The sequence below is a fragment of the Streptomyces sp. WMMC940 genome (assembly GCF_027460265.1).
Classification (GTDB): Bacteria; Actinomycetota; Actinomycetes; order Streptomycetales; family Streptomycetaceae; genus Streptomyces.
The window spans coordinates 6391854-6416720 of record NZ_JAPZBC010000001.1 but is presented as its reverse complement, the minus strand read 5'-3'; the positions used below and the strand labels follow the sequence as shown (position 1 = coordinate 6416720).

The following is a 24867-nucleotide window of genomic DNA, read 5'->3' as shown; positions in this document are numbered from 1 at the left end:
GGCCATGGTATCGACCCCGGGCGTTCACCTCGCCCCGGGACGGGGACTGTCCACAACGCGGAACGGGCACCCGGTGTTCCCGTATGCCCGTTCCCGTGCCGTCACGGAGGTGCCGAGCAGGTCAGACCGTGAGCAGCGCCTCCAGCGGAGCGCCCTGCAGCGCGGGCTCCAGGCGGGCACGCCCGCCGAGGAAACCCAGCTCCATGAGGATCGCGACGCCCGCGACCTCGGCTCCGGCCCGGCGGATCAGCTCCAGCGAGGCCTCGGCGGTGCCGCCGGTGGCGAGGACGTCGTCGATCACCATGACCCGGTCGTCGCCGCCCAGGTCCTCGGCGTGGATCTCGATCTCGGCCGTGCCGTACTCCAGCTCGTACGCCTGCGACAGCGTCGCCCCGGGGAGCTTGCCCGCCTTGCGCACGGGGATGAAGCCGAGGCCGGCGCGGACCGCGACCGGGGCGGCGAGGATGAATCCCCGGGCCTCCAGGCCGACGACCTTCGTCGCGCCGTGCCGGGCGCACACGCCGGCGAGGGCGTCGGTGAGCGCGGTGAAGGCCGCCGGATCCGCGAGCAACGGGGTGATGTCCTTGAACATCACGCCCGGCTGCGGGTAGTCGGAGACGTCCCGGATACGGCTGAGCAACAGCTCCCGCATGTCCGCGATCATCGGCGCCTTCCCGAGGGACGGCCCCGGCCGCGGCCGCGCTGGCCGACGACCGCTCCGGCCGTGGCCGCCTCGCCGGGCAGGGCGTCCTGGGACTCGCCGTGGGACTCCGCGTCGCCGTCCTCGCCCGACTCGCCCTTGGCGGCGGCCGCCGCGCGCTTGGCGAGGACCCGCTTCTTCAGGGCCTTCATCGCGGGCTCGCGCTCCTTGAGGTCGGCGACCAGCGGAGTGGCGATGAAGATCGACGAGTAGGCACCGGCGGCGAGACCGACGAAGAGCGACAGCGAGATGTCGTTCAGCATGCCCGCGCCGAGGAAGCCGCCGCCGATGAACAGCAGGCCGGCGACCGGCAGCAGCGCCACGACCGTGGTGTTGATGGAACGGACCAGGGTGCTGTTGATCGACCGGTTGGCGATCTCGCCGTACGTCCAGCGGGTCTGCTTGGTGATGTCCTTCGTGCCTTCCTTGAGACTGTCGAAGACCACCACCGTGTCGTACAGCGAGTAACCGAGGATCGTGAGCAGACCGATCACCGTGCCCGGCGTGACCTCGAACCCGACGAGCGCGTAGATGCCCACCGTGATCGTGATGTCGTGGATCAGCGCCACGAGCGCGGCGAGCGCCATGCGCCACTCGAAGGCGATCGCCAGGTAGATCACCACGAGAATCATGAACACGCCGAGGCCGGTCCACGCCTTGCTGGCGATCTGCTCGCCCCAGCTCGGACCGACCAGTTCTGCGTTGATCTGGCCCGCCGGGATCTTCAGGTCCTCGGAGAGCTCCTTGCCGACCTGGTTGGCCTCTTCGGTGTCCAGCTCGCTGACCTGGATGCGCAGGGTGCCGTTGCCGAGCTTCTGGACGATCGCCGGATGGCCGGAGGCCTCCTGCGCGTACTCCTGGGCCTGGGTGACGGACACGCTCGTCTTCGGGGTGGTGAAGACGGCACCGCCCTTGAACTCGATGCCCATGTTCAGACCCCGCACCGCCAGGCCGACGATGGCCGTGATGGTGATCAGGATCGAGATTCCGTACCAGATCTTCCGCTTGCCGACGAAGTCGTAGCCGACCTCACCGCGGTAGAGCCTGGCGCCAAGGGTGCCGAGACGCGACATCTCACGCCTCCTTCGGGTGGACGGGGGCGGAGACACGGCGCGAGCGGCGCAGCGGCGGCTTGGCGCCGAGTCGCTTCGGGTCCAGACCGGACCAGGGGTGTCCGCTCGCGAAGAACTTCGTGCGGGCGAGGATCGTCATCAGCGGCTTGGTGAAGAAGAACACCACGACCACGTCGAGCAGGGTGGTCAGACCGAGGGTGAACGCGAAGCCCTGGACCTTGCCGACGGTCACGATGAAGAGCACCGCGGCGGCGAGGAACGAGACGAAGTCGGAGACCAGGATCGTGCGCCGGGCGCGAGGCCAGGCGCGCTCGACGGCGGGGCGCAGCGTGCGGCCCTCGCGGATCTCGTCCCGGATGCGCTCGAAGTACACGATGAACGAGTCGGCGGTGATTCCGATGGCGACGATGGCGCCGCAGACGGCGGGCAGGTTCAGCGCGAAGCCGATGGCCGGGCCGAGCAGCGACATCAGGGCGTAGGTCAGGATCGCCGAGGCCAGCAGGCTGAGCAGGGCGACGAGCGACAGGCCCCGGTAGTAGACCACCAGGTAGATCACGACGAGCGCTAGGCCGATGGCGCCCGCGATCAGACCGGCCTTGAGCTGCTCGCCACCGAGCGCGGGCGTCACCGTGGTGACGGTCTCCACGTTGAAGCTCAACGGGAGCGCACCGTAGGACAGGATGTTGCCGAGGTCCTGTGCCGACTCCTGGTTGAAGTTGCCCGAGATCTCGGCGCTGGCGCTGAGGGTCTGGTTGACCTGGGGCGCAGAGACGACCTCGCCGTCGAGCACGATCGCGAACTGGTTCATCGGCGACGGCTGCTGCGAGAGCTTGCCGGTGATCTTCGCGAACTTCTTCGAGCCGGCGCCCGTGAAGTCCATCTGCACGATCCAGATGCCGCGCTGCGGGTCCAGCACGCCCTTGGCGTCGTCGACGTCCTTGCCGTCGACCTCGGCCGGACCGAGCAGGTACTTCTCCCAGCCACCGACGCTGTTCTTGCCGCAGGCGACGGTGGCCTGCTCGGGCTTGGCATCCTTGCCGGCGTTGGAGCGTGCCTTCGGGTCGAGGCAGTTCAGGGTGGCGAACTGCTTCTCCAGCTCCGGATCGGCGGCGGCCCCCGCTGGGCGTGGGCGCCGGGTTCGGGCTCTCCGGGGCCTTCGGCTGGTCCGGGGCGGCACCGCTCGGCGTGGGCGAGGGCGCCTTCAGCGCGTCGGTGACGGCACGACCCTGCGTGGTCGGGCTGCTGCTCGGCGTGGTGGCCTTGTCCTTGCCGTCGGTGGCCTTGTCACCGGGCTTGCCGGACGGCGAGGCGCTCGGGCTTCCGGTGGGCTCGGGATTCGCCGGACCGGCGGGCAGCACATTGAGCACGGGACGGAAGTACAACCGCGCGGTCGTGCCGACCTGCTTCTGGGCCTGCTCCGAGTTCGTCCCCTTGGGGATGTTGACGATGATGTTCTCTTTGCCCTGGGTCTGGACCTCGGCCTCGGAGACACCCAGACCGTTGACACGACGCTCGATGATGCCGACCGCCGTGTTCATGTTGGTCTCGTTGACCGCGCTCTCCTTGCCGGGCTCCGCCTCGGCCTCGAGCGTGATCGTCGTACCGCCCGCGAGGTCGATACCGAGTCGCGGCGTGGTCTCCCCGGACCAGAACATCCCGCCGACGAGACCGGCCATGACGACCAGCATCAGCGCGAGGGTGCGCCCCGGCTTCCCCTGACCCCCCGGCGCCTTTCGGCCCTTCTTCGGTGCTGCCACCTTGTCGTTTCTCCCTGTCCAACCGTCCCGCGCCGGGTATGCGACGGGTCGGCCACGATGTGTTGTGGGGACCTGCCCCCGCGGAAGAAGTGGGCACGCACCGGGGACCGCGCGCGCCGGTGGGCGCGCCGCGGTCCCCGGTCGCGGCTACTTCGCGTCGGTCTCGCCGGCGCTCTTGTCGTCGCCCTTGGCGCCCTTGGCCTCCGGCGCCGACTCGGCGTCGTCCGCCTCGTCCTTCTTGCCGAGGTCGATCTTGGCATCCTGGGCGGCGTCGGCAGCACCCGCGTCGGTCAGCGAGGATGCGTCGTCCGGCACGATCGGCGTGTCGCTCTTGAGGTCGTCGTCCCCGTCGCCGTGCACGATCCGGTTGTACTCGGCGTCCTCCAGAACGGCCCCGATGGCGTTCTTGGCGAACACGAGGTGCACACCGGGCGCGGCCTCGAGGAGGACGGTGTCGTCGTTGACCTCCTTGACCGTGGCGTAGAGGCCGCCGATGGTCCGGACGCCGGTGCCGGGCTGCATCTGGTTCCGCATGTTCACCGCCGCCTGCTGCTTCTTCTTGGCGGAGCGGGTCATCAGGAACATGGCCCCGATGAGCACGATGAAGGGGAGGAGGGTCACGATATCCACGGGACGGAATTCCTTCGCACGACCGCGGTAGGAAGCGGCCTGGTATACGGGGGTGGGTACGCCGACCTTCACGGGCGGCATCGGCGGAGTCTAAGCGAGTCCGCATCGATGGAACAACGCCCAGCATCGCACCCCGGTTCCCGACCGGGCGACCCTCCGCGCCGTCACGTCCCGAACAGACCCTGTTGTCCGCTTGCGCCGGAGCCCTGCCCGGGCGGCACCAGGCCGAGGTGCGCCCATGCCGCCGGCGTCGCCACGCGGCCCCGAGGGGTGCGGGCCAGCAGGCCCTCCCGGACCAGGAAGGGCTCCGCGACCTCCTCGACGGTCTCCCGCTCCTCCCCCACCGCCACGGCCAGGGTCGACAGGCCGACCGGGCCGCCGCCGAACAGCTTGAGGAGCGCCTGGAGCACCGCGCGGTCGAGCCGGTCGAGGCCGCGGGCGTCCACCTCGTACACCGCCAGGGCGGCCGCCGCGATCTCACGGGTGACCCGGCCGTCCTCCTTGACCTGGGCGTAGTCGCGCACGCGGCGCAGCAGCCGGTTGGCGATGCGCGGCGTGCCCCGGGAGCGCCCGGCGATCTCCGCCGCCCCGTCCGTGTCGACCGCCACGTCCAGGAGCCGGGCGGAGCGGTGGACGACGCGCTCGAGCTCGGCGGGCTCGTAGAACTCCATGTGTGCGGTGAAGCCGAAGCGGTCGCGCAGCGGCGGGGGCAGCAGTCCGGCCCGGGTGGTGGCGCCGACCAGGGTGAACGGAGGAAGTTCCAGCGGGATGGCGGTGGCGCCGGGGCCCTTGCCGACGATCACGTCGACGCGGAAGTCCTCCATGGCCATGTAGAGCATCTCCTCGGCGGGCCGGGACATCCGGTGGATCTCGTCGAGGAACAGGACCTCGCCCTCCTGGAGGGAGGAGAGGATGGCGGCGAGGTCTCCCGCGTGCTGGATGGCCGGACCGCTGGTGATCCTGATCGGGGCGCCCATCTCGGCCGCGATGATCATGGAAAGCGTGGTCTTGCCGAGCCCGGGGGCTCCGGAGAGCAGGACGTGGTCGGCGGTGGCACCGCGCGCGAGCGCCGCCTTCAGTACGAGGTCGAGCTGTTCGCGTACGCGCTCCTGACCGACGAACTCGTCCAGCGACTTCGGCCGCAGGGCGGCCTCCACGGCCTGGTCCTCGCCGTCGGCGGAAGCCCCGACGAGCCTGCCGTCGGCGGCCTCGTCGGTCGGCGGTGCGGTGTCGTCCCAGTTCACAGTGGATTGCCTCGCGTGGGTGGACGGGTGCGGTTCGGGTCAGCGGGTGCGGTTCAGCGTCTGGAGGGCGGACTTGAGCAGGGGGCCGACCTGGGGCTCGCCCGCCGCCGCCTCCGCCTGCGGGGTCACGGCGGCGACCGCCTCGTCGGCCTCGCGGGTGGCGTAGCCGAGTCCGATCAGCGCGGCGTGCAACTGGTCGCGCCAGGACTGGGTGACGGGGGCGCCGACGGCACGGCCCGGGGCCCCGATCGGCTCGCCGAGGCGGTCCTTGAGCTCCAGCAGCAGCTTCTGGGCGCCCTTCTTCCCGATGCCGGGGACGGCCGTGAGCGCCTTCTCGTCACCCGTGGCCACCGCACGCCGCAGCGCGTCCGGGCTGTGCACCGCGAGCATCGCCTGCGCCAGCCGGGGTCCGACGCCGCTCGCGGTCTGGAGCAGCTCGAAGACCTGCCGCTCGTCGTCGTCGGCGAAGCCGTACAACGTCAGGGAGTCCTCGCGGACCACCAACGACGTGGCGAGCCGGGTCTCCTGACCCACTCTCAGCCCGGAGAGGGTGTCGGGCGTGCACTGGACGGCCATGCCGACGCCGCCGACCTCGATCACGGCGGTGGTCGGGGCGAGGGCGGCGACCGGGCCGCTCACAAAGGCGATCATGCGTTACGGCCTTTCGTCGCGTGGTGGGCGGCGACCGCCCGCTGCAGGCGGTTCTGCGCGGGCGCCCGCCAGATGTGGCAGATGGCGAGTGCGAGGGCATCGGCGGCGTCGGCCGGCTTCGGCGGCGCGTCCAGCCGCAGCAGCCGCGTCACCATCGTGCCCACCTGCGCCTTGTCGGCGCGGCCGCTGCCGGTGACGGCCGCCTTGACCTCGCTCGGGGTGTGCAGGGCGACGGGCAGTCCGCGGCGGGCCGCGCACAGCATGGCGACGGCGCTGGCCTGGGCCGTGCCCATGACCGTGCGCACATTGTGCTGGCTGAACACCCGCTCGACCGCGACCAGTTCGGGCCGGTGCGTGTCCAGCCACTGCTCGATCCCGCGTTCGACGGCGACGAGCCGGTCGCCGATCTCCGCATCCGCGGCGGTGCGGACCACGCCGACGCCGAGCATCGTCAGCGGACGGCCCGCGACGCCCTCGACGACGCCGATGCCGCACCGGGTCAGCCCCGGGTCCACCCCCAGCACACGCACACGCCCACCCCCTCTTCGCCGTCCCCCGGCCACCACCGGAAGGTGTTCCCGGCATTTGTGCAGGCTATCGGCTCCCGCTGACAACCACCGACAACGCGACGGCCGAAACGCGACGGGCCGACGGGGGTGTCCCCGTCGGCCCGTCGTACGGAGCGGGATCAGGCGTCGACCTTCTCCATGACGTCGTCCGAGACGTCGAAGTTGGCGAAGACGTTCTGCACGTCGTCGCTGTCCTCCAGCGCGTCGATCAGCTTGAAGATCTTGCGCGCGCCTTCCTCGTCCAGCTCCACCTGCATGGTCGGGACGAAGTTGGCCTCGGCCGAGTCGTAGTCGATACCTGCGTCCTGGAGCGCGGTGCGCACCGCGACCAAGTCCGTGGCCTCGCTGATGACCTCGAAGTTCCCACCCAGGTCGTTGACCTCCTCGGCACCGGCGTCCAGCACCGCGCCGAGCACGTCGTCCTCGGTCAGCTCGCCCTTCGGGAGCACGACGACGCCCTTGCGGTTGAACAGGTAGGAGACCGAGCCGGGGTCGGCCATCGAGCCGCCGTTGCGGGTCATCGCGACACGCACGTCGGAGGCGGCTCGGTTGCGGTTGTCGGTGAGGCACTCGATGAGCACCGCGACACCGTTCGGACCGTAGCCCTCGTACATGATCGTCTCGTAGTCGGCGCCGCCGGCCTCGAGGCCCGCGCCGCGCTTGACCGCGGAGTCGATGTTCTTGTTGGGGACCGACTGCTTCTTCGCCTTCTGGATGGCGTCGAAGAGGGTCGGGTTGCCGTCGACGTCGGCTCCACCGGTACGGGCCGCGACCTCGATGTTCTTGATCAGCTTCGCGAAGAGCTTGCCGCGCTTGGCGTCGATCACGGCCTTCTTGTGCTTCGTCGTGGCCCATTTAGAGTGGCCGGACATCTGCCTGTCTCCTTCGCGTAACCGATCTCTGCTGCGTTCGCCTGTGATCCTACCGGGACCGGCCCACCCGTCGCCCGACCACCGCCCCTCACGGAGCGCTCACGCGCACACCCCCCACCCGTCGCCCGACCACCGCCCCTCACGGAGCGCTCACGCGCACACCCCCCACCCGTCGCCCGACCACCGCCCCTCACGGAGCGCTCACGCGCACACCCCCCACCCGTCGCCCGACCACCGCCCCTCACGGAGCGCTCACGCGCACACCCCCCACCCGTCGCCCGACCACCGCCCCTCACGGAGCGCTCACGCGCACACCCCCCACCCGTCGCCCGACCACCGCCCCTCACGGAGCGCTCACGCGCACACCTTCTGACGCGCGGCGCGCACCATGTCGACGAACAGGGCGTGCACACGGTGGTCCCCGGTGAGCTCGGGGTGGAACGACGTGGCCAGCGCGGTGCCCTGGCGGACGGCGACGATATGGCCGTCGTGCTCGGCGAGCACCTCGACCTCGGCGCCGACGGACTCGACCCACGGGGCGCGGATGAAGACGCCCTCCACGGGACCGCCCTCGACCCCCGTGACCGCGACCGCGGACTCGAAGGACTCGTTCTGGCGACCGAAGGCGTTGCGGCGCACGATCATGTCGATGCCACCTATGGTCTCCTGGCCCGACCGCGGGTCGAGGATCTTCTCGGCGAGCATGATCAGGCCCGCGCAGGTGCCGTAGACCGGCATCCCCGCGCGCACGCGCTCACGCAGCGGCTCCATCACCCCGAAGAGATGCGCCAGCTTGGAGATGGTGGTGGACTCACCGCCCGGGATGACGAGGCCGTCGACCTCGGCGAGTTCCTCGGGGCGCCGGACCGGCCTGGCCACGGCATCGGCCGCGGCCAGGGCGATCAGGTGCTCCCGTACGTCGCCCTGCAGAGCCAGTACTCCGATGACAGGGGTGCCGGGTGTGCTCATGGGTGACTACCAGCCGCGGTTCGCGTAGCGCTCGGCCTCGGGCAGGGTGTCGCAGTTGATGCCGACCATGGCCTCGCCGAGGTTGCGGGAGGCGTCCGCGATGATCTTGGGGTCGTCGTAGAAGGTGGTGGCCTTCACGATGGCCGCGGCACGCTTGGCCGGGTCGCCGGACTTGAAGATGCCGGAGCCGACGAAGACGCCCTCGGCGCCGAGCTGGCGCATCAGCGCGGCGTCGGCGGGGGTGGCGACACCACCGGCGGAGAAGAGCACGACCGGCAGCTTGCCGAGCTGGGCGACCTCGGCGACGAGCTCGTACGGGGCGCGCAGCTCCTTGGCGGCTGCGTACAGCTCGTTGTTGTCGAAACCGCGCAGGCGGGCGATCTCGTTCTTGATCTGGCGCAGGTGGCGGACGGCCTCGACGACGTTGCCGGTGCCGGCCTCGCCCTTGGAGCGGATCATGGCCGCGCCCTCGGCGATCCGGCGCAGGGCCTCGCCCAGGTTGGTGGCGCCGCAGACGAAGGGGGTGGTGAAGGCCCACTTGTCGGAGTGGTTGACCTCGTCGGCCGGGGTGAGCACCTCGGACTCGTCGATGTAGTCCACGCCGAGCGACTGCAGGACCTGGGCCTCGACGAAGTGGCCGATGCGGGACTTGGCCATCACCGGGATCGAGACGGCGTCGATGATGCCCTCGATCATGTCCGGGTCGGACATCCGGGCCACGCCGCCGTCCTTGCGGATGTCGGCGGGGACGCGCTCCAGGGCCATGACGGCCACGGCGCCCGCGTCCTCGGCGATCTTCGCCTGCTCAGGCGTGACGACGTCCATGATCACGCCGCCCTTGAGCTGCTCGGCCATGCCTCGCTTCACGCGCGCGGTGCCGGTCTCGGGAGCCTGCGGGGAGTTGGAGAACGTGCTGGACACGATCGACCTCATTCGGTGACGACAAATGGTGCTCCGAAGAGGAAACAGTCCGGTGCCAGGCCACGGCAAGGGCCAATGGGGACCCTGTGGATCGTTTTTGATGTCGGCCTCGGGGCGGCGTGGGGGCCTCCGGGGGTGACGCGGGGCACATGCCCGTCCGGACATGGTGGAGCACGGGCGGCGGCCCGGCGCGGAGGGGCCGCCGGTTCCGGCCCGGCACGGACGATGGACCCGGCACTGAGGAACCGGGCCCAGGCCCGGCTCTGGCAAGCGGCCCGGCACCGGCGGGACGGGCTCCGGCCCGGCCCTGGCGGGGGCCCGGCACGGAGGAACCGGGCCCAGGCCCGGCACGGGCCCTGCCCCCGCAACCCGGGTGGCGGCCCGGCACGGGCGGTGACGGGCTCGGGGGTGTACCGGCCGGAGGGGCGCCTCCGGTTCCGGGCCGTGGGGCGGGCCCTACGGCCGGTCCGCGAGTGCCACCGGGGGCTCGTCGTCCATCTCGAAGGCGAGCGGGAAGGGGGCGTGTCCGGCGAGCCGGAACCAGCGGACCTTGCGGTGCCGGCGCAGCGCCCGCGCCGCCCGTACGGCGTCGTTGTGGAACCGCCGCGCCATCGGGACGCGCCGTACGGCCGCGGCCAGTTCGTCCGCGGCGTCGTCCCCCCCGGGAGCCTGCCGCACCGCCGCCACCTGTTGCGCCTCGCCGAACACGACGCGCAGCGCCTGGCTCAGCTCGCTCTCGGCGACCTCGCGGTGCTCCTCGTCCGCCTGACGGGCCGCGTGCGCGGCCTCGTAGAGCACGATCGAGGCGGCGGGGTCCAGCACTCCGGAGGTGGCGAGCTCCTGGGTGACAGAGGCGCGGCGCAGGAGCTGGGCGTCGAGTGCCGCCCGCGCGGCGTCGATCCGGGCGTGCAGGCGGTCGAGCCGGCCGGCGGTCCAGCTGAGGTACAGGCCGATGGCGACGAGCGCGACGAGGATCCAGATCAGGGTTGCGGTCACGCCGGGTCAATCTACCGGTGGGTCCTGGAGCGCCTTCGCGCCCGGGCCCCGGGCCTGCTCCGGCCGCGCCCCGACGTTCCCCGGCGCCTCAGTCGCGTGCCAGACCGAGGCGCGCCATCAGACCGCCCGGGCGTTCGTCCGCGGCCACCGAGGCCGCGCCGTCCGTCACGGTCTCGTACACGGCGAGGATGTCCGCGCCGACCGTGGACCAGTCGAAGCGCCGCACATGGGCGCTCCCGCGGGCGCTGAGCTCGGCGCGCCGGGACGGCGAGCCCAGCAGCCGGATCGCGGCGTCGGCCAGCGCGCCGGCGTCCTCGTTGGCGAAGAGTTCGCCCGCGGCCCCCTGGTCCAGTACCTGGGCGAACGCGTCGAGGTCCGAGGCCAGTACCGGCGCACCCGCCGACAGGGCCTCCACCAGGATGATGCCGAAACTCTCACCACCGGTGTTGGGCGCGACGTACACGTCGACGCTGCGCAGCAGCCGGGCCTTGTCCTCGTCGCTGACCATCCCCAGGAACTCGACGCGTTCGCGCATCGCCGCCGGGAGCGACTCGACGGCCTCCTCCTCGTCGCCGCGCCCCGCGACGAGCAGCCGGGTGTCGGGACGGGCCTGAAGGATCCTCGGCAGGGCCTTCATCAGGACGGGCAGGCCCTTGCGGGGTTCGTCGATGCGCCCGATGAACCCCAGCGTCCCCCCCCTGGCTTCGCCGGTGGCCCCCCCGCCCTGCCACTCCGCCTTCGGCTCGGCCTTCGCGAAGAAGTCGACGTCGACGCCGTTGGGGATGACCACGGCGTCGCCGCCGAGGTGCTCCACGAGCGTGCGCCGGGCGTACTCGCTGACCGCGATCCGAGCGTTGATCTTCTCCAGGGCGGGCTGGAGGATCGGGTACGCGGCGATCATCGCCCGCGAGCGAGGGTTGGAGGTGTGGAAGGTCGCCACGATCGGTCCCTGGGCCGCCCAGCAGGACAGCAGGCCCAGGGACGGCGAGGCCGGCTCGTGGATGTGGATCACGTCGAAGGTGCCGTCGTGCAGCCAGCGCCGCACCCGGGCCGCGGAGAGGAAGCCGAAGTTGAGCCGGGCGACCGAGCCGTTGTACGGCACCGGCACGGCCCGGCCCGCCGACACGACGTACGGCGGCAGCGGGGTGTCGTCGTCGGCGGGGGCGAGGACGGACACCTCGTGGCCCAGGCCGATCAGATGCTCCGCGAGGTCGCGGATGTGGAACTGGACGCCGCCGGGGACGTCCCACGAGTAGGGGCAGACGATCCCGATCCTCACGTCCGGGGCTCCCCCGTGTCGCCCCGGTCCTCCAGGTCCGAGAGCCACAACCGCTGCAGCATGTGCCAGTCCTCCGGGTGGTCGGCGATTCCGGTGGCGAAGGCGTCGGCCAGCGCCTGTGTCATCACGGACGTCCGCTCGGCCCGGGTGCCCGTCTCGGGTACGTCGACGGACGGATGGACCCGCCCCTTCATGACGGACGTCCCGTCGTACCAGAGGGTCACCGGCAGCAGCAGCGCGCCGGTCTGCTGGGCGAGCAGCGCGGGTCCCGCGGGCATCCTGGCCGTCTCGCCGAAGAACTTCACCTCGATGCCCGAGGCGGAGAGGTCGCGGTCGGCGACCAGGCAGACCAGTCCGCCGGCGCGCAGCCGCCGGGCCAGGGTCCCGAAGGCGGAGCCGCCGGTGTGCGGCAGCACCTCCATGCCGAGGGACTCGCGGTAGGCGACGAACCGGTCGTACAGCGTCTCCGGCTTCAGCCGCTCCGCGACGGTGGTGAACGGTATGCCGAGCGCGCGGGTCGCCCAGACCCCCGCCAGGTCCCAGTTCGCCAGGTGCGGCAGCGCCAGGACGACGCCCCTGCCCTCGGCCATGCCGTCGTGCAGGCGCTGGATGCCCTCGATGGCCACGCTCCGGCGCACGCGCTCCTCGTCCCAGGCCGGGAGCCGGAAGGACTCCATCCAGTAGCGCATGTACGAGCGCATCCCGGCCCTGGAGAGTTCGGCGAGCCGCTCCGGTCCGGCGTCGGGCACCACCCGGGCCAGGTTGGCCTCCAGCCGCAGCACGCCCTTGCCGCGCCGCTTCCACGCGGTATCGGCGATGGAGCCTCCGAGCGCGGCGGCGACGGGCTCGGGGAGCTTCTTGACCGTCCCCCAGCCCAGCCCGTACAGCGCGTCCGTCAGCCGGTCCTGCATGCCGCTCATGCCTCACTCCCCTGCGAGGTGCCCTGGGTGGTCCCGTGCGAGGGCCCCTGCGGGGGACCGTCGCCGGGCGTCGCGGCGTCCGCCTCGGCCGCCTCGCGGCGCACCGTGACCACACGCTGCGCCAGCGTCACCACCGAGCCCGCGGCCACGATCCACAGCGCGACGGGGAGCAGCACGTCGACACCGGGGACCCCGAAGGCGTGGAGTCCGGCGAGCCCGGCCGCGACCAGCGAGATCACCAGCCGCTCGGCCCGCTCCACCAGCCCGTTCACGGCGACCGGCAGCCCGATCGACTCGCCCCGCGCCTTGGTGTACGAGACGACCTGGCCGCTGGCGAGGCAGAAGATGGCCACTGCGCACAGCACGTTGTCGTCGCCCTTGCCGGCGTACCAGAGGGCGAAGCCGCCGAAGATGGCGCTGTCCGCGACCCGGTCGAGCGTGGAGTCCAGGAAGGCGCCCCAGCGGCTGGAGACCCCGGCCTGCCGGGCCATGTTGCCGTCGACGAGATCGGAGAAGACGAACAGGGTGATGACGATCGTCCCCCAGAAGAACTCTCCGCGGGGGAAGAAGACCAGCGCGCCCGCGACCACTCCTGCCGTGCCGACGAGGGTCACCGCGTCGGGGCTCACTCCGCGGCGTAGCAGAAACGCGGCGAACGGTGTGAGGACACGCGTGAAGAACGCACGCGCGTACTTGTTCAGCATGGCCTTCCCGAGGGGTCGGTGGGCCGGGCGGCCCCTTCGGCCACCGGCGGGCCCATCGTAGCCACGCAGGCGGCGGGCCAGCCGCCTGCCCCGGTCGCCTACGACGTATGGACGCACCCTGGCGGGAGTGGAAAGCTCGAAAGACAACCGCGGGCTTCGCCGGCGCGTCCCCCAGGCTCAGGCCGGGGGTGTCCCCCATCGCGCGCCCCCGGGTCCGCGCCCTCACCTCACCGTGCAATGAGTCGGGAGGAACGAATCATGGGCGACAAGGCGAATGCACAATCCGGAGCCGCCGGCAGGGCTACGACGGCCGACCGGCCGACATCCGTACGGAATGTGGTGCTGGTCGGCCACAGCGGATCGGGGAAGACGACCCTGGTGGAGGCCCTGGCCCTGACGGCCGGGGCGGTCAACCGGGCGGGACGCGTCGAGGACGGCGGGACGGTCTCGGACTACGACGAGATCGAGCACCGCCAGCAGCGCTCCGTGCAGTTGAGTCTCGTCCCGGTCGAATGGGGTGGGTACAAGATCAACTTGTTGGACACCCCCGGGTACGCCGACTTCGTGGGGGAACTCAGGGCCGGTCTGCGAGCTGCGGACGCGGCCCTCTTCGTCGTCTCGGCCGCGCAGGAGGCCGACGCCGTGCCCGCCTCGACCCGGATGGTGTGGGAGGAGTGCGCGGCGGTCGGGATGCCCAGGGCCATCGTGGTGACCCACCTGGAGACGGCCCGCACCGGGTTCGACGAACTGATCGAGGTGTGCGGGCAGCTGTTCGGCGGTGACGACCCGGACGCCGTGCTGCCGCTCTACCTCCCGCGGTACGGACCGGAGGCGGCCGACGGCCACGCACCGGTCACGGGACTGGTCGGGCTGCTGTCGCGGAAGCTCTTCGACTACTCGGGCGGTGAGCGCGTCGAGAAGGCCCCAGGACCCGAGGAGGAGGCGCTGCTGTCCGCGGCCAGGAACCGCCTGATCGAGGGGATCATCGCCGAGAGCGAGGACGAGACGCTCATGGAGCGCTACCTGGGCGGCGAGGAGGTCGACCTCAAGACGCTGATCGACGACCTGGAGAAGGCAGTCGCGCGGGGCGCCTTCCATCCGGTACTGGCCGCGGCACCGGCCACGAACGGGGCGAAGCACGGACTCGGCACGGTCGAGCTGCTGGAGCTGATAACCGGCGGGTTCCCGACCCCGCTGGAGCGCGAGGCTCCGGCGGTCACCACCCCGGAGGGCCGGCCCAGGCCCGCGGTCAGCTGCGACCCGGACGGGCCGCTGGTCGCCGAGGTCGTCAGGACCGCCTCCGACCCGTACGTCGGCCGACTGTCCCTGGTCCGGGTCTTCTCCGGGACGCTCCGCCCGGACGAGACCGTGCACGTGTCGGGACACGGGCTGGCCGACCGCGGGCACGAGGACCACGACGTCGACGAGCGCATCGGCGCCCTCTCCTCCCCGTTCGGCAAACAGCAGCGCACCGTCGGCCGGTGCATCGCGGGCGATCTCGCCTGCGTCGCCAAACTGGGACGGGCCGAGACCGGCGACACCATCTCCTCGACGACGGACCCGCTGCTGATGGAACCCTGGGCGATGCCCGACCCGCTGCTCCCCCTGGCCATCCGGGCCCACAGCAAGGCCGACGAGGACCGGCTCTCCCAGGGGCTGGCCCGGCTGGTCGCGGAGGACCCCACGATGCGCCTGGAGCAGAACCAGGACACCCACCAGGTGGTGCTGTGGTGTCTGGGCGAGGCCCATATGGACGTGGCGCTGGAGCGGTTGCGCAGCCGGTACGGGGTCCAGGTCGACGTGGTGCCGCACAAGGTGCCGCTGCGGGAGACCTTCGGCGGGCCGGCGGCGGGGCGGGGCCGCCATGTGAAGCAGTCCGGCGGGCACGGCCAGTACGCGATCTGCGAGATCGAGGTCGAACCGCTGCCGCCCGGCTCGGGCATCGAGTTCGTCGACAAGGTCGTGGGCGGCGCCGTCCCCCGCCAGTTCATCCCCTCGGTGGAGAAGGGCGTCCGGGCACAGGCGGCCAAGGGCCTCTCGGCCGGTCATCCGCTGGTCGACGTGCGGGTGACGCTGCTGGACGGCAAGGCGCACTCGGTGGACTCCTCCGACGCCGCCTTCCAGACCGCGGGCGCGCTGGCCCTGCGCGAGGCGGCGGCGCAGGCCCGGATCGAGCTGCTGGAGCCGGTGGCCGAGGTGCAGGTGATGGTGCCGGACGAGTACGTCGGCGCGGTCATGAGCGATCTGTCGGGCCGGCGCGGCCGGGTGGTCGGCACCGAGCAGGCGGGCACCGGCAGGACGGTCGTACGCGCCGAGGTGCCGGAGATCGAGATCGGCCGTTACGCGGTGGACCTGCGGTCCGTCTCGCACGGCACGGGCCGCTTCGACCGGACGTACGCCCGGCACGAGGCGATGCCGCCGCAGATGGCGGCCAAGGTCCGGGAGGAGACCACGGCCGCCGCGTAGGGACCCGACGCCCGGAAGCCGGCCTTCCGTGGCCCGGCCGGCCGTCCTGCCGCGGCAGGACGCGGACAGCGGGCCCCGGTGGGGAGTGCCGCCCGCCGAACCCCCCTTCGGCGGGCGGCACTCGCGCGCCCGGTCCGCCGCCCCGGAGGGCGGAAAGGCGGTGCTGACGCGTGGGCCACCACCCCGATACGCTGTGTTGCGCCGCTCAGAAGGTGTGCGGGGCACGGTAGTCGGGAAGGCCGCAGTGCGGATGAGGCGGCGATGGGGGCGGTAGTGGCGGACCAGGCATTCGATTTCTCTCCCGGGGCCCAGATCCCGGTGCATGGGGCGGCCGGCCGGACGGCGGCGACACATGCCCTCGCCTCGGCCGCCTACCGCGACAGCCCCCTCGAGGAGATACTCAAGGCCAACAACGAGTGGCACCAGTCCAAGGTGAAGAAGGGCAAGTTCTCGCTCTTCGAGCCGAATCTGGGCGAGGCCTTCTCGCGGGCGGTCCAGGTGCGGATGCTCGGCGGGGCACGCAAACCGCTGATCCAGTCGTTCGGGGCCGAGCCGCAGGCCGTGGTGGAGCACGCGCTGGCGGCGAGCCGGATCCGCAAGCAGCGGGACGCCCGGCTGACCGCGGTCATGGCGCTGTTCGGACTGCTTTTCCTGCCCGGCGCGCTGCTGTGGATCGGTGTGTTCCAGCTGCGCCGTACCCTCGCGGGTTCGAAGGACAGGAAGGCCGGCGCGATCGGGTCGGCGCTGCTGATGGCGGTGGGCGTGCTCGCGGTGGTCTTCCTGATCGCGCTGCCCTTCAGCGGCTTCTGGGGGTATTACCTGCGGGCCATGGTGGTCGCCCCCGTGATCGGCTGGCTGTTCGCCAAGCGCATCTGCGAGTCCACGGCGAAGGACCTGCGGGCCCGCTGGGACGCCCTCCTCTCCGGCGGCGGCATCGGGGCGAAGGTTCCGGAGGCCGTGCCGGGCAACCCGAACGAGACCGCGGCCGAGGAGTTGCGTCAGGGCCTGGAGAAGCTCACCGCCGAGCAGCAGTCCAACACGGTCTTCTACGCCGGTCCCAAGGGGATACTCGGCATGGGCACCCGCTGGGGCAGCTGGCAGCTCGCCGAGGAGCTGGTGGCCAGGGAACCGGGCAAGGAGTTCCACCAGTTCCGCAGCTGGGACGTCGTCAAGGTCATCCACGACCGGCTGACCCTGCTCCAGCGCGGCCCGCTGAACACGGGCGGCTTCCCCAAGCCGTCGGTGAAGCACTGGATCGTCGTACCGGTCGGGGAGGGCGCGGCCGAGGTGGCGCGTCCGGAGGGCCAGGACGTGGACACCTTCCAGGTGAAGCGCCACGAGATACAGCGGATCTGCGACCACCAGCAGTTCGGCAGCGGCAACCGGCACTATCTGGGCGTCCAGTTCACCCTGTGGGACGGCCAGTTGGTCATCACCATGATGATCACGGTGACGGTGCTGTTCGAAACGCTGCGCATCGAGGTGACCGGGCACGCGCTCGGCCCGGTGCACTCCCTGTTCACCGGCAAGCCCGCGCCCAAGACCGTGGAGGTCGCCAAGACCGTCCGGTTCTGGGAGACCGTCGAGCGCCGGCTGCCGCTGGTGGAAACCCCGGAGGTGGTGCGGCAGATGGTCCGGGCACCGTTCACGTGGTACCCGCCGATGCTGGACTTCCTCGGGGGGAAGCTGATCCTTCCCGAGCCGTTCGGTCTGCGGCACGCGTGGGCCGAGCAGCCCTGGCGGCACCGCTTCATGGCCGACGACGCGATGCGGGCGGCGACGCCGGTGCTGCGGGTCGCCCACGCCGCCGCGATGCGGGTGCTCGAGGAGAACGGCGTGGACACGGAGCGTTTCAGCACCCGATCGTCGTTCCTGAGCGCGGGCGTGCAGGACCCGATGCCGCGCAAGGCGGACGCGTACGACGCGTGACCTGGCGGCCCCGGAGCGTCCCCGGGATCGGGAGGAGCGGGTACTACGCGGCGGGCCAGGTGTCCGCGAGCATCTTGCGGGTGTCGGCGAGGAGTTGGGGCAGCACCTTCGTGTGGCCGATGACCGGCATGAAGTTGGTGTCACCGCCCCAGCGCGGCACCACGTGCTGGTGCAGATGCGCGGCGATGCCGGCGCCGGCCACCGTGCCCTGGTTCATGCCGATGTTGAAGCCGTGCGCCCCGGAGGCCGTCCGCAGCGCCGTCATCGCCCGCTTGGTGAACTCGGCGAGTTCGGTGGTCTCGGCCCCGTCGAGGTCCGTGTAGTCGGCCACGTGCCGGTACGGCACCACCATCAGGTGGCCGCCGTTGTACGGGTACAGATTGAGCACGGCGTACACGCTCTCGCCGCGCGCGATGACGAGCCCGTCCTCGTCGGACTTGGCGGGGATGGAGCAGAAGGGGCAGCCGTCGGCGGCCCCGGGGCCGGTCGGCTTGTTCTCGCCCTGGATGTAGGCCATGCGGTGCGGCGTCCACAGCCGCTGGAAGGCGTCCTGGACGCCGACCCCGATCTGCTGCTCCGGCTCACTCGTCATGTGGTGCAGCATATGACTTCGCCCGTCCGGAGCGTGTCGCCGGGGGCGGACCCGGGCAGCTCCCGGCGATGCTGGCCGGATGGACGCCGAACGGGCAGACACCCCACTGGACCGCTGGGAGCAGCGGGCCGAGCTCCCGCTGTTCTACGCCTCGCTGGTCTTCCTGGCCGCGTACTCGGTGCGGATCCTCGCCCACGGCGCGGACGTGGTGTGGAGGGAGATCGCCCTCGCCATGATGCTGCTGATGTGGCTGGTCTTCCTGACCGACTTCGTGGTGCGCCTGCGGCTCAGCAGGCGGCGGCTCCACCGCTTCCTGCGGACGCACTGGCTGGACGCCCTGGTGCTCCTCCTGCCGCTGCTGCGCCCGCTGCGGCTGGTGAAGCTGTACACGACGCTCCAGCGGCGGCGTGACCAGCCGGTCCTCAGCCTCTACGCACGGGTGATCGTCTACGCCGGCCTGGGCGCGGTGCTGCTGGGCTGGGCCGGGGCGCTCGCCGTCTACCACGCGGAGCGGACCGCTCCCGGGGCGACGATCCTCACCTTCGGCGACGCGGTGTGGTGGGTGTGCGAGACGCTGACCACCGTCGGGTACGGGGACGTCACGCCCGTGACCGCGTGGGGCAGGGTCATCGCGGTCGGGCTGATGATCTGCGGGCTGGCGCTGCTGGGCGCGGTGACCGGCTCGTTCTCGTCCTGGCTGATCCAGGTCTTCACCCGCGAGGACGAGAGGAGGCCCCCGGAGGACCGACGTCCTCCGGGGGCCTCCTCCTGACGGTGCGGGGCGGCCGCGGGCCCGGCCTCCCGCGGCCGGCAGGGCCCCGGGAACCGTGGCCGGCTCAGACCTGGGCGCGCTCCTCGACGACCTTGGCGATCTTGGCGATGGCCTCGTCGACGGGGATGCCGTTCTCCTGGGAGCCGTCGCGGTAGCGGAAGGACACCGCGCCGTGCTCCATGTCCTCGTCACCCGCGATGACCATGAAGGGGACCTTCTGCTTCTGGGCGTTGCGGATCTTCTTCTGCATCCGGTCAGAGGAGGCGTCCACCTCCACGCGCAGCCCCTGCTTCCTCGCCTTCGCGGCGAACTCCTGCAGGTACGGGACGTGGGCGTCGCCGATCGGGATGCCCAGTGCCTGGACGGGCGCCAGCCAGGCCGGGAAGGCACCGGCGTAGTGCTCCAGCAGCACCGCGAAGAAGCGCTCGATGGAGCCGAACAGCGCCCGGTGGATCATGACGGGGCGCTGCTTGGTGCCGTCCGGGCCGGTGTACTCCAGGTTGAAGCGCTCCGGCAGGTTGAAGTCGAGCTGGACCGTCGACATCTGCCAGGTACGGCCGATCGCGTCCTTCGCCTGGACGGAGATCTTCGGGCCGTAGAAGGCCGCGCCGCCGGGGTCGGGGGTGAGCGGAAGGCCCTGCTTCTCGGCCACCTGCCGCAGCACCTCGGTGGCCTCGTCCCAGACCTCGTCGGAGCCGACGAACTTGTTCGGGTCCTTGGTGGACAGCTCCAGGTAGAAGTCGGTCAGACCGTAGTCGCGCAGCAGGTCCAGGACGAAGGTGAGGGTCTTGTCCAGCTCCTCCGCCATCTGCTCGCGGGTGCAGTAGATGTGCGCGTCGTCCTGGGTGAAGCCGCGGGCACGGGTCAGACCGTGCACGACGCCCGACTTCTCGTAGCGGTACACGGTGCCGAACTCGAAGAGGCGCAGTGGCAGTTCACGGTACGAGCGACCGCGCGCGTCGAAGATCAGGTTGTGCATCGGGCAGTTCATGGGCTTGAGGTAGTAGTCCACGCCCTCGTCGAGCTGCATGGGCGGGTACATGCCCTCGGCGTACCAGTCCAGATGGCCCGACTTCTCGAACAGCTTGCCCTTGGTCGCGTGCGGCGAGTACACGAACTCGTAGCCGTGCTCCTCGTGGCGCTTGCGCGAGTAGTCCTCCATGACCCGGCGGATCACGCCACCCCTGGGGTGGAAGACCGCGAGCCCGGAGCCGACCTCGTCCGGGAAGGAGAAGAGGTCCAGCTCGTTGCCCAGCTTGCGGTGGTCCCGCTTCTCGGCCTCGGCGAGGAAGTCCAGATGCGCCTTCAGCTCTTCCTTGGACGGCCAGGCGGTGCCGTAGATGCGCTGCAGCATCGGGTTCTTCTCGCTGCCGCGCCAGTACGCGGCCGCGTTGCGCATCAGCTTGAACGCCGGGATGTTGCGGGTGGTGGGCAGGTGGGGACCCCGGCAGAGGTCCTTCCAGCACAGCTCGCCGGTCTTGGCGTCCAGGTTGTCGTAGATGGTCAGCTCGCCGCCGCCCACCTCCACGTCGGCGCCGTCGTCGTGCGAGGCGGAACCCTTGATCCCGATGAGCTCCAGCTTGTACGGCTCGTCCGCGAGCTCCTCACGCGCGGCCTCGTCGGTGACGACGCGGCGCGAGAAGCGCTGCCCGCGCTTCTGGATCTCCTGCATCTTCTTCTCGATGGCCTTGAGATCCTCGGGGGTGAAGGGCTTCTCCACGTCGAAGTCGTAGTAGAAGCCGTCCCGGACCGGCGGGCCGATGCCGAGCTTGGCCTCGGGGAACAGCTCCTGCACGGCCTGCGCCATGACGTGCGCGGTGGAGTGGCGCAGGATGTTCAGGCCGTCCTCGGAAGAGATCCCGACGGGCTCGACGATCTCGCCGTCCCTCACCTGGTACGCGAGGTCCTTCAGCTCCCCGCCGACCCTCGCGGCGATCACGGTGCGCTCGCCGCCGAGGAGATCGGCCGCCGTGGTGCCCGTGGTCACCACGCGCTCTTCCCGCTCGGAATCGCGTTGGATGATCACACGGACGTCTGACACCGGTCTCTCCTGTCTGAAGGGGGAGCACGCGCCGAGGTATCGCGCGTGCACTACGTCATGCTACCGAGCGTCGGATCGGCCCCGCGAAACGCGCTGCGCGCGTGCGATGGGCGGGACGCCCCGAACGGCTCGCGCCGCCCGCGCGGGCCGTCGCGGTGCGCTGCCGTCGCACGTACGGGCCCTTCGACGCGCAGGCCGCCGGACAGCGCCGCCGGACGCGCAGCGCCGCTAGACGCGCAGGCACTGGACGTACAGCGCCGTTCGACGCCCAGGCCGCCGGACGCGCAGCACCATCCGACGCGCAGGCCGCCGCGCAGCGCCGCCGGACGCGCAGGCGTCGCGCCGCCGTGTGCGGCGTTCCCGGCCGGGCGCCCGCCGCCGCCTCCGTCTTCGGGCGCCGCCCGGCTTCACCGAGGACTCCCCCGCGCCCGGGAGCCGGAGGTCGTCCCGCGAGCGAGCCCGGGCGGACCCGGGGCCCGCCGATCCACCGGCGGTCCTTCCGCCCGCCGCCCATGAGCCGGCGCGGCATCGCCCCGCAGTCCCGCGGGCGCACCGCGGCGGGCCCGTCAGTCGTCCCCTCCGCACGCCTCCTCGAAGAAGTCCAGGTTCTCGTGCAGCGCCTTCATCAGCCTGTCCCGCTCCGCCTCGTCCACCTGCACCGGCACGACGTCGGTCGCGTCGCTGAGGCGACGGAAGCCGCCGCGGCTCTCGAGGCGGCCGACGACGCGGATCGGGAGCCCCACGAGATGGGCGTGACCCGCGGTCCGGTAAGAGTCCTCGTCCAGAACCGCGCGCACATGCGGCACCTCCGCCCCGGCGAGGACGCGCAACCGCACCGTCCCCTCGCCGCGCGTGCCCGAGCGCCGCATCCGGACCACCGTGCCGGTGACGCGGACCGGAACGGACGGCTCGTCCCGCAGATAGCGCGCGCCGGCCGCGCGCAGGGCGGGCAGGTCGCCGGGCGAGAACTCCACCGGTTCGGGCCGGGCCGCGCAGCCCTCCGGCACTCCGGCCGAAGGGGACCACGCCACCGCGATCCGCGCGCCCTCGGACCCCCGCACCAGCGCCACCAGCGCCTCGGTCAGCTCGCGGCTGACCCCCGCCGCGACCGCCGCGTCGAAGGCGTCCATACCGCCGGCTGCACGCCGGTAGTCGATCGCCTCGCGTGCCGCGTGCAGCGCGTGGTGCAGCCGGACGGCGACGGACCTGCCGGTGTCCACGGGCACGAACGCGGTCAGTCCGCGCCCGCCCGGCGCCGGGCCCACCAGGACGCCCTCCAGCACCGCCTGCGCCTGCCGCCGGTGGCGCGCCCCGTAATAGCCGGCGCGCCCGCGCACGGCGAGCGCCCCCGCGAGCAGCAGTTGCCGGGCGGCGGACCTCAACTGCTCCTGCACGGCCCAGGACGCCGCGCCGGACGGGCCCTGGGGCACGTCGCGCCACCAGCGGATCTCGTCGCTCGGCACGGCCAGCCCGACCAGCACCTCGCGGGCCGAGGGCGCGGCGGACCGGGCGAGCGCGGTGAGCGCCTCGCCCAGCAGGTCCTCGCAGTCGGGGAACTCCCGGCTCTCGGGCACGAGCAGGCTCGTGCCCCCGGCCCCGGGCCCCGGCGGTGTCCAGCGGGCGTACCGGCCGGCCGCCCCTCCGCGTCTGCGCCATCCGTGCCGGTGCAGCAGCGCGCCGAGTACCAGGGGGTCGACCAGGGCGGGGTCGGGGGTTCCGCTGCCGTACCAGGGCGCGGGCACGCCGTCGGGGAACGGCAGGGGCACGGGACGGGCGTGCGGCACCGCGGGGGAGCGGCCCGGCCGCGGTGCGGATTCGTCGATCGGGCGGTGCATCAGGGTCTCCCTCCCGTCCCGACCCGCGTCATGATCTCGCAGAGCGCCCGGTCGTCGAAGATGCGCGAGGTCGGGATCCGCACGGTGGTCCGCCGCCGGCCCGTCACCGGGTGGCCGGCCAGATTGGCCCAGTAGCAGCAGTGCCGGAGATCGAGCCGGTCGTGACCGGCCCGCAGCCACTCGTCCCGGGTCCGCGGCACGATCATGACGACGAGGATCTTGTGCACCGACACGGGCGTACGGGCCAGCTTCACCAGGTGCTCGTTGTCGAGCGCGAAGGAGAAGGCGGGTCCGCGCGGGTGGGGTGCGAGCTGGTACGTGGCCTTCAACTGCACCTTGATGGTGACCTCGTCGTCGACGGTGTGGCCGGGAGCGCTGTGGCTGACGTGCCAGTCGATCCCGTTGTCGGGGAACGGCTGGGACAGCGAGCAGCCGGCGGCGGCCGCGACCGCGTGGAGGTACCCCACCTGGAGGGTCTCCATGCAGGCGGTGGTGGCGAGTGCTCCGCGCAGCGGTGCGGTCCGCTCGGGCAGCGCACCCGGTTCGGGCTGCGCGAGCGCCATGGCTCCGTCTGCCTTCCGGGCTGTGCCATTGGTTTGTCCTTGCGACGGGCCGTCAGCAGCGCGCCCCGTCATCTGTGTTGTCACCCGGCCGCGTAGTGCGCAAACGGTCCGGGTATCACCGATTCGGGCAGGGGATATCACCATCTGCCAGGCATGGGCGAGGAGTTCGGGGATGACGCACTGGTACGAAGGGCCCCTGGCCGCATTTGACACCGAGACAACCGGAGTGGACGTGGAGCACGACCGCATCGTGTCGGCCGCGCTCGTGGTCCAGGATTCGCCGGGAGGACGCACGCGCGTCACCGGCTGGCTGGTCAACCCGGGCGTGCCGGTACCGGACGAGGCGACCGCGGTGCACGGCCTCACGGAGGAGCATCTGCAGCACAACGGCCGCTGGCCGGCGCCGGTGATGGAGGAGATAGGCCGGTCGCTGGCCGAGCAGTGTGCGGCGGGCCGCCCCCTCGTGGTGATGAACGCGCCGTTCGATCTGACCCTGCTCGACCGTGAACTGCGCCGCCACCGCGCCTCGTCGCTGGCGCGCTACCTCGAGAACGTCCCGATGTGCGTGCTGGACCCCCGGGTGCTGGACAAGCATCTGGACCGCTACCGCAAGGGCCGCCGCACGCTCACCGATCTGTGCGAGCAGTACGGCGTCGAACTGGCCGGGGCCCATGACGCGGCGGCGGACGCGACCGCCGCGCTGGACGTCGTCCGGGCGGTCGGGCGCCGTTTCGCCGCACGTCTGGAGCGGCTGTCGGCGGCGGAGCTGCACACGCTGCAGGCGGTGTGGCACGCGGCGCAGGCGCGAGGACTGCAGGCCTGGTTCGCCCGGAACGGCTCGGAGGAGTCGGTGGATCCGGCGTGGCCGCTGCGGCCCGAGCTTCCGGCCCGGGCGGCATGACCGGCGTTCCTGCCGCGGAGGGCCGGACACGGGTACGGGTGCCCCGCCGCTTCGGGACACCCGTACGTTCCGTGGGGCCGGGCACCGGCCGCCGCCCGGACCCCAGCCGCTCTCCCCCGCTCCGGCGCCGGCCGGGGGAAGGACCGGAGACCGGCCCCCTCCACGGGGCCGATTGGTCTGGACCTCTTCATGCGCATTCAAGCCAACGGTCGGGAACGAGTCAAGAGGGAGGCGGAAGACGGTCCCGACTCCCTTTCACATGGCTTTGGTGATGATCCATCAGGCACGCTGACCCGGGAACGCACAAGGCCGGTCCGCCTGATGACGGACCGGCCTCTGCCTGTGGGCGATACTGGGTTCGAACCAGTGACCTCTTCGGTGTGAACGAAGCGCTCTCCCGCTGAGCTAATCGCCCGGGAACGCACTGAACCATACAGGTACCGGCGGGTTTCCTTCAAACTCCCTTTCCGGCCCTCGACCGCC

At 71.8% G+C, this 24867-nt stretch carries 21 protein-coding genes, 1 tRNA gene and 1 pseudogene; 4 read left to right on the top strand and 19 right to left on the bottom strand.

Annotated elements, in window-relative coordinates; genetic code table 11:
• Positions 1-121: 121 nt before the first annotated feature.
• The 14 genes and pseudogenes from O7595_RS28335 to pgsA all read right to left on the bottom strand — a co-directional run bounded on the left by O7595_RS28335 (position 122) and on the right by pgsA (position 13285).
• Entirely contained in the window at positions 122-664 is a 543-nt protein-coding gene (locus O7595_RS28335) for an adenine phosphoribosyltransferase (protein ID WP_269731416.1), read from the bottom strand.
• A complete protein-coding gene (gene secF, locus O7595_RS28330) occupies positions 661-1773 on the bottom strand; it encodes a protein translocase subunit SecF (RefSeq protein ID WP_269731415.1) in 1113 nt (370 codons plus the stop codon). Before secF ends, O7595_RS28335 begins: the two co-directional genes overlap by 4 nt.
• Before the next feature lies 1 nt (position 1774).
• Positions 1775-3530: pseudogene (secD, locus tag O7595_RS28325) on the bottom strand (protein translocase subunit SecD).
• A 147-nt stretch (positions 3531-3677) separates the two neighbouring features.
• Complete coding sequence (gene yajC, locus O7595_RS28320) at positions 3678-4160, bottom strand: preprotein translocase subunit YajC (protein ID WP_269731414.1); 483 nt, start codon at positions 4158-4160, stop codon at positions 3678-3680.
• A gap of 164 nt (positions 4161-4324) precedes the next feature.
• Positions 4325-5404 carry a Holliday junction branch migration DNA helicase RuvB gene (gene ruvB, locus O7595_RS28315; RefSeq protein WP_269731413.1) on the bottom strand — a complete coding sequence of 360 codons (1080 nt, stop codon included), beginning with the start codon at positions 5402-5404 and terminating at the stop codon, positions 4325-4327.
• A 39-nt stretch (positions 5405-5443) separates the two neighbouring features.
• Positions 5444-6055 carry a Holliday junction branch migration protein RuvA gene (ruvA, locus tag O7595_RS28310; protein ID WP_269731412.1) on the bottom strand — a complete coding sequence of 204 codons (612 nt, stop codon included), beginning with the start codon at positions 6053-6055 and terminating at the stop codon, positions 5444-5446.
• Entirely contained in the window at positions 6052-6585 is a 534-nt protein-coding gene (gene ruvC / locus O7595_RS28305) for a crossover junction endodeoxyribonuclease RuvC (protein WP_269731411.1), read from the bottom strand. The genes ruvA and ruvC overlap by 4 nt, the downstream gene beginning before the upstream one ends.
• A 158-nt stretch (positions 6586-6743) precedes the next feature.
• The gene (locus O7595_RS28300) at positions 6744-7496 is read right to left on the bottom strand and encodes a YebC/PmpR family DNA-binding transcriptional regulator (RefSeq protein ID WP_269731410.1); all 753 of its coding nucleotides are present in this window, start codon (positions 7494-7496) and stop codon (positions 6744-6746) included.
• A 354-nt stretch (positions 7497-7850) separates the two neighbouring features.
• On the bottom strand, positions 7851-8465 hold the full coding sequence (gene pdxT, locus O7595_RS28295; protein ID WP_269731409.1) for a pyridoxal 5'-phosphate synthase glutaminase subunit PdxT: 615 nt from the start codon (positions 8463-8465) through the stop codon (positions 7851-7853).
• Between the two features lie 6 nt (positions 8466-8471).
• Positions 8472-9398, bottom strand: a complete 927-nt coding sequence (gene pdxS / locus O7595_RS28290; protein WP_269731408.1) for a pyridoxal 5'-phosphate synthase lyase subunit PdxS — start codon at positions 9396-9398, stop codon at positions 8472-8474.
• Between the two features lie 444 nt (positions 9399-9842).
• A complete protein-coding gene (locus O7595_RS28285; RefSeq protein ID WP_269731407.1) occupies positions 9843-10382 on the bottom strand; it encodes a hypothetical protein in 540 nt (179 codons plus the stop codon).
• 88 nt (positions 10383-10470) lie between these two features.
• Positions 10471-11661, bottom strand: a complete 1191-nt coding sequence (locus O7595_RS28280; protein WP_269731406.1) for a glycosyltransferase family 4 protein — start codon at positions 11659-11661, stop codon at positions 10471-10473.
• Entirely contained in the window at positions 11658-12581 is a 924-nt protein-coding gene (locus O7595_RS28275; RefSeq protein ID WP_269731405.1) for a phosphatidylinositol mannoside acyltransferase, read from the bottom strand. The genes O7595_RS28280 and O7595_RS28275 overlap by 4 nt, the downstream gene beginning before the upstream one ends.
• On the bottom strand, positions 12578-13285 hold the full coding sequence (gene pgsA, locus O7595_RS28270) for a phosphatidylinositol phosphate synthase (protein WP_269731404.1): 708 nt from the start codon (positions 13283-13285) through the stop codon (positions 12578-12580). Before pgsA ends, O7595_RS28275 begins: the two co-directional genes overlap by 4 nt.
• 258 nt (positions 13286-13543) lie before the next feature.
• On the opposite strand from pgsA, the gene O7595_RS28265 reads away from it, so the two are divergent.
• The gene (locus O7595_RS28265) at positions 13544-15751 is read left to right on the top strand and encodes an elongation factor G-like protein EF-G2 (RefSeq protein ID WP_269731403.1); all 2208 of its coding nucleotides are present in this window, start codon (positions 13544-13546) and stop codon (positions 15749-15751) included.
• Between the two features lie 273 nt (positions 15752-16024).
• Positions 16025-17680 carry a hypothetical protein gene (locus tag O7595_RS28260; protein ID WP_269732662.1) on the top strand — a complete coding sequence of 552 codons (1656 nt, stop codon included), beginning with the start codon at positions 16025-16027 and terminating at the stop codon, positions 17678-17680.
• Positions 17681-17723: 43 nt separating this feature from the next.
• Here O7595_RS28260 and O7595_RS28255 read toward each other — a convergent pair whose 3' ends face one another.
• Complete coding sequence (locus tag O7595_RS28255) at positions 17724-18284, bottom strand: HIT family protein (protein ID WP_269731402.1); 561 nt, start codon at positions 18282-18284, stop codon at positions 17724-17726.
• Between the two features lie 67 nt (positions 18285-18351).
• Here O7595_RS28255 and O7595_RS28250 point away from each other — a divergent pair, with 67 nt between their 5' ends.
• A complete protein-coding gene (locus O7595_RS28250; RefSeq protein WP_269731401.1) occupies positions 18352-19044 on the top strand; it encodes a potassium channel family protein in 693 nt (230 codons plus the stop codon).
• A 64-nt stretch (positions 19045-19108) separates the two neighbouring features.
• Here O7595_RS28250 and thrS read toward each other — a convergent pair whose 3' ends face one another.
• The 3 genes from thrS to O7595_RS28235 form a co-directional block, all read right to left on the bottom strand.
• Entirely contained in the window at positions 19109-21085 is a 1977-nt protein-coding gene (gene thrS, locus O7595_RS28245; RefSeq protein ID WP_269731400.1) for a threonine--tRNA ligase, read from the bottom strand.
• Between the two features lie 566 nt (positions 21086-21651).
• Positions 21652-22920, bottom strand: coding sequence for a hypothetical protein (locus tag O7595_RS28240; RefSeq protein ID WP_269731399.1), 1269 nt, complete (start codon positions 22918-22920; stop codon positions 21652-21654).
• Positions 22920-23483 carry a DUF4365 domain-containing protein gene (locus tag O7595_RS28235; protein WP_269731398.1) on the bottom strand — a complete coding sequence of 188 codons (564 nt, stop codon included), beginning with the start codon at positions 23481-23483 and terminating at the stop codon, positions 22920-22922. The genes O7595_RS28240 and O7595_RS28235 overlap by 1 nt, the downstream gene beginning before the upstream one ends.
• A 172-nt stretch (positions 23484-23655) precedes the next feature.
• Here O7595_RS28235 and O7595_RS28230 point away from each other — a divergent pair, with 172 nt between their 5' ends.
• Entirely contained in the window at positions 23656-24384 is a 729-nt protein-coding gene (locus tag O7595_RS28230; protein WP_269731397.1) for a 3'-5' exonuclease, read from the top strand.
• A gap of 343 nt (positions 24385-24727) precedes the next feature.
• Here the strand turns inward: O7595_RS28230 and O7595_RS28225 are convergent.
• Positions 24728-24799 (bottom strand) — tRNA-Val (locus O7595_RS28225).
• Positions 24800-24867: the final 68 nt, after the last annotated feature.

Coding starts and splice junctions, on each gene's coding strand:
- O7595_RS28300 (WP_269731410.1), bottom strand. CDS start 7,496: ATGTCCGGCCACTCTAAATGGGCCACGACGAAGCACAAGAAGGCCGTG.
- O7595_RS28235 (WP_269731398.1), bottom strand. CDS start 23,483: ATGGCGCTCGCGCAGCCCGAACCGGGTGCGCTGCCCGAGCGGACCGCA.
- O7595_RS28335 (WP_269731416.1), bottom strand. CDS start 664: ATGATCGCGGACATGCGGGAGCTGTTGCTCAGCCGTATCCGGGACGTC.
- O7595_RS28240 (WP_269731399.1), bottom strand. CDS start 22,920: ATGCACCGCCCGATCGACGAATCCGCACCGCGGCCGGGCCGCTCCCCC.
- pdxS (WP_269731408.1), bottom strand. CDS start 9,398: ATGAGGTCGATCGTGTCCAGCACGTTCTCCAACTCCCCGCAGGCTCCC.
- O7595_RS28265 (WP_269731403.1), top strand. CDS start 13,544: ATGGGCGACAAGGCGAATGCACAATCCGGAGCCGCCGGCAGGGCTACG.
- O7595_RS28275 (WP_269731405.1), bottom strand. CDS start 12,581: ATGAGCGGCATGCAGGACCGGCTGACGGACGCGCTGTACGGGCTGGGC.
- pgsA (WP_269731404.1), bottom strand. CDS start 13,285: ATGCTGAACAAGTACGCGCGTGCGTTCTTCACGCGTGTCCTCACACCG.
- ruvA (WP_269731412.1), bottom strand. CDS start 6,055: ATGATCGCCTTTGTGAGCGGCCCGGTCGCCGCCCTCGCCCCGACCACC.
- O7595_RS28255 (WP_269731402.1), bottom strand. CDS start 18,284: ATGCTGCACCACATGACGAGTGAGCCGGAGCAGCAGATCGGGGTCGGC.
- secF (WP_269731415.1), bottom strand. CDS start 1,773: ATGTCGCGTCTCGGCACCCTTGGCGCCAGGCTCTACCGCGGTGAGGTC.
- pdxT (WP_269731409.1), bottom strand. CDS start 8,465: ATGAGCACACCCGGCACCCCTGTCATCGGAGTACTGGCTCTGCAGGGC.
- O7595_RS28230 (WP_269731397.1), top strand. CDS start 23,656: ATGACGCACTGGTACGAAGGGCCCCTGGCCGCATTTGACACCGAGACA.
- O7595_RS28250 (WP_269731401.1), top strand. CDS start 18,352: ATGGACGCCGAACGGGCAGACACCCCACTGGACCGCTGGGAGCAGCGG.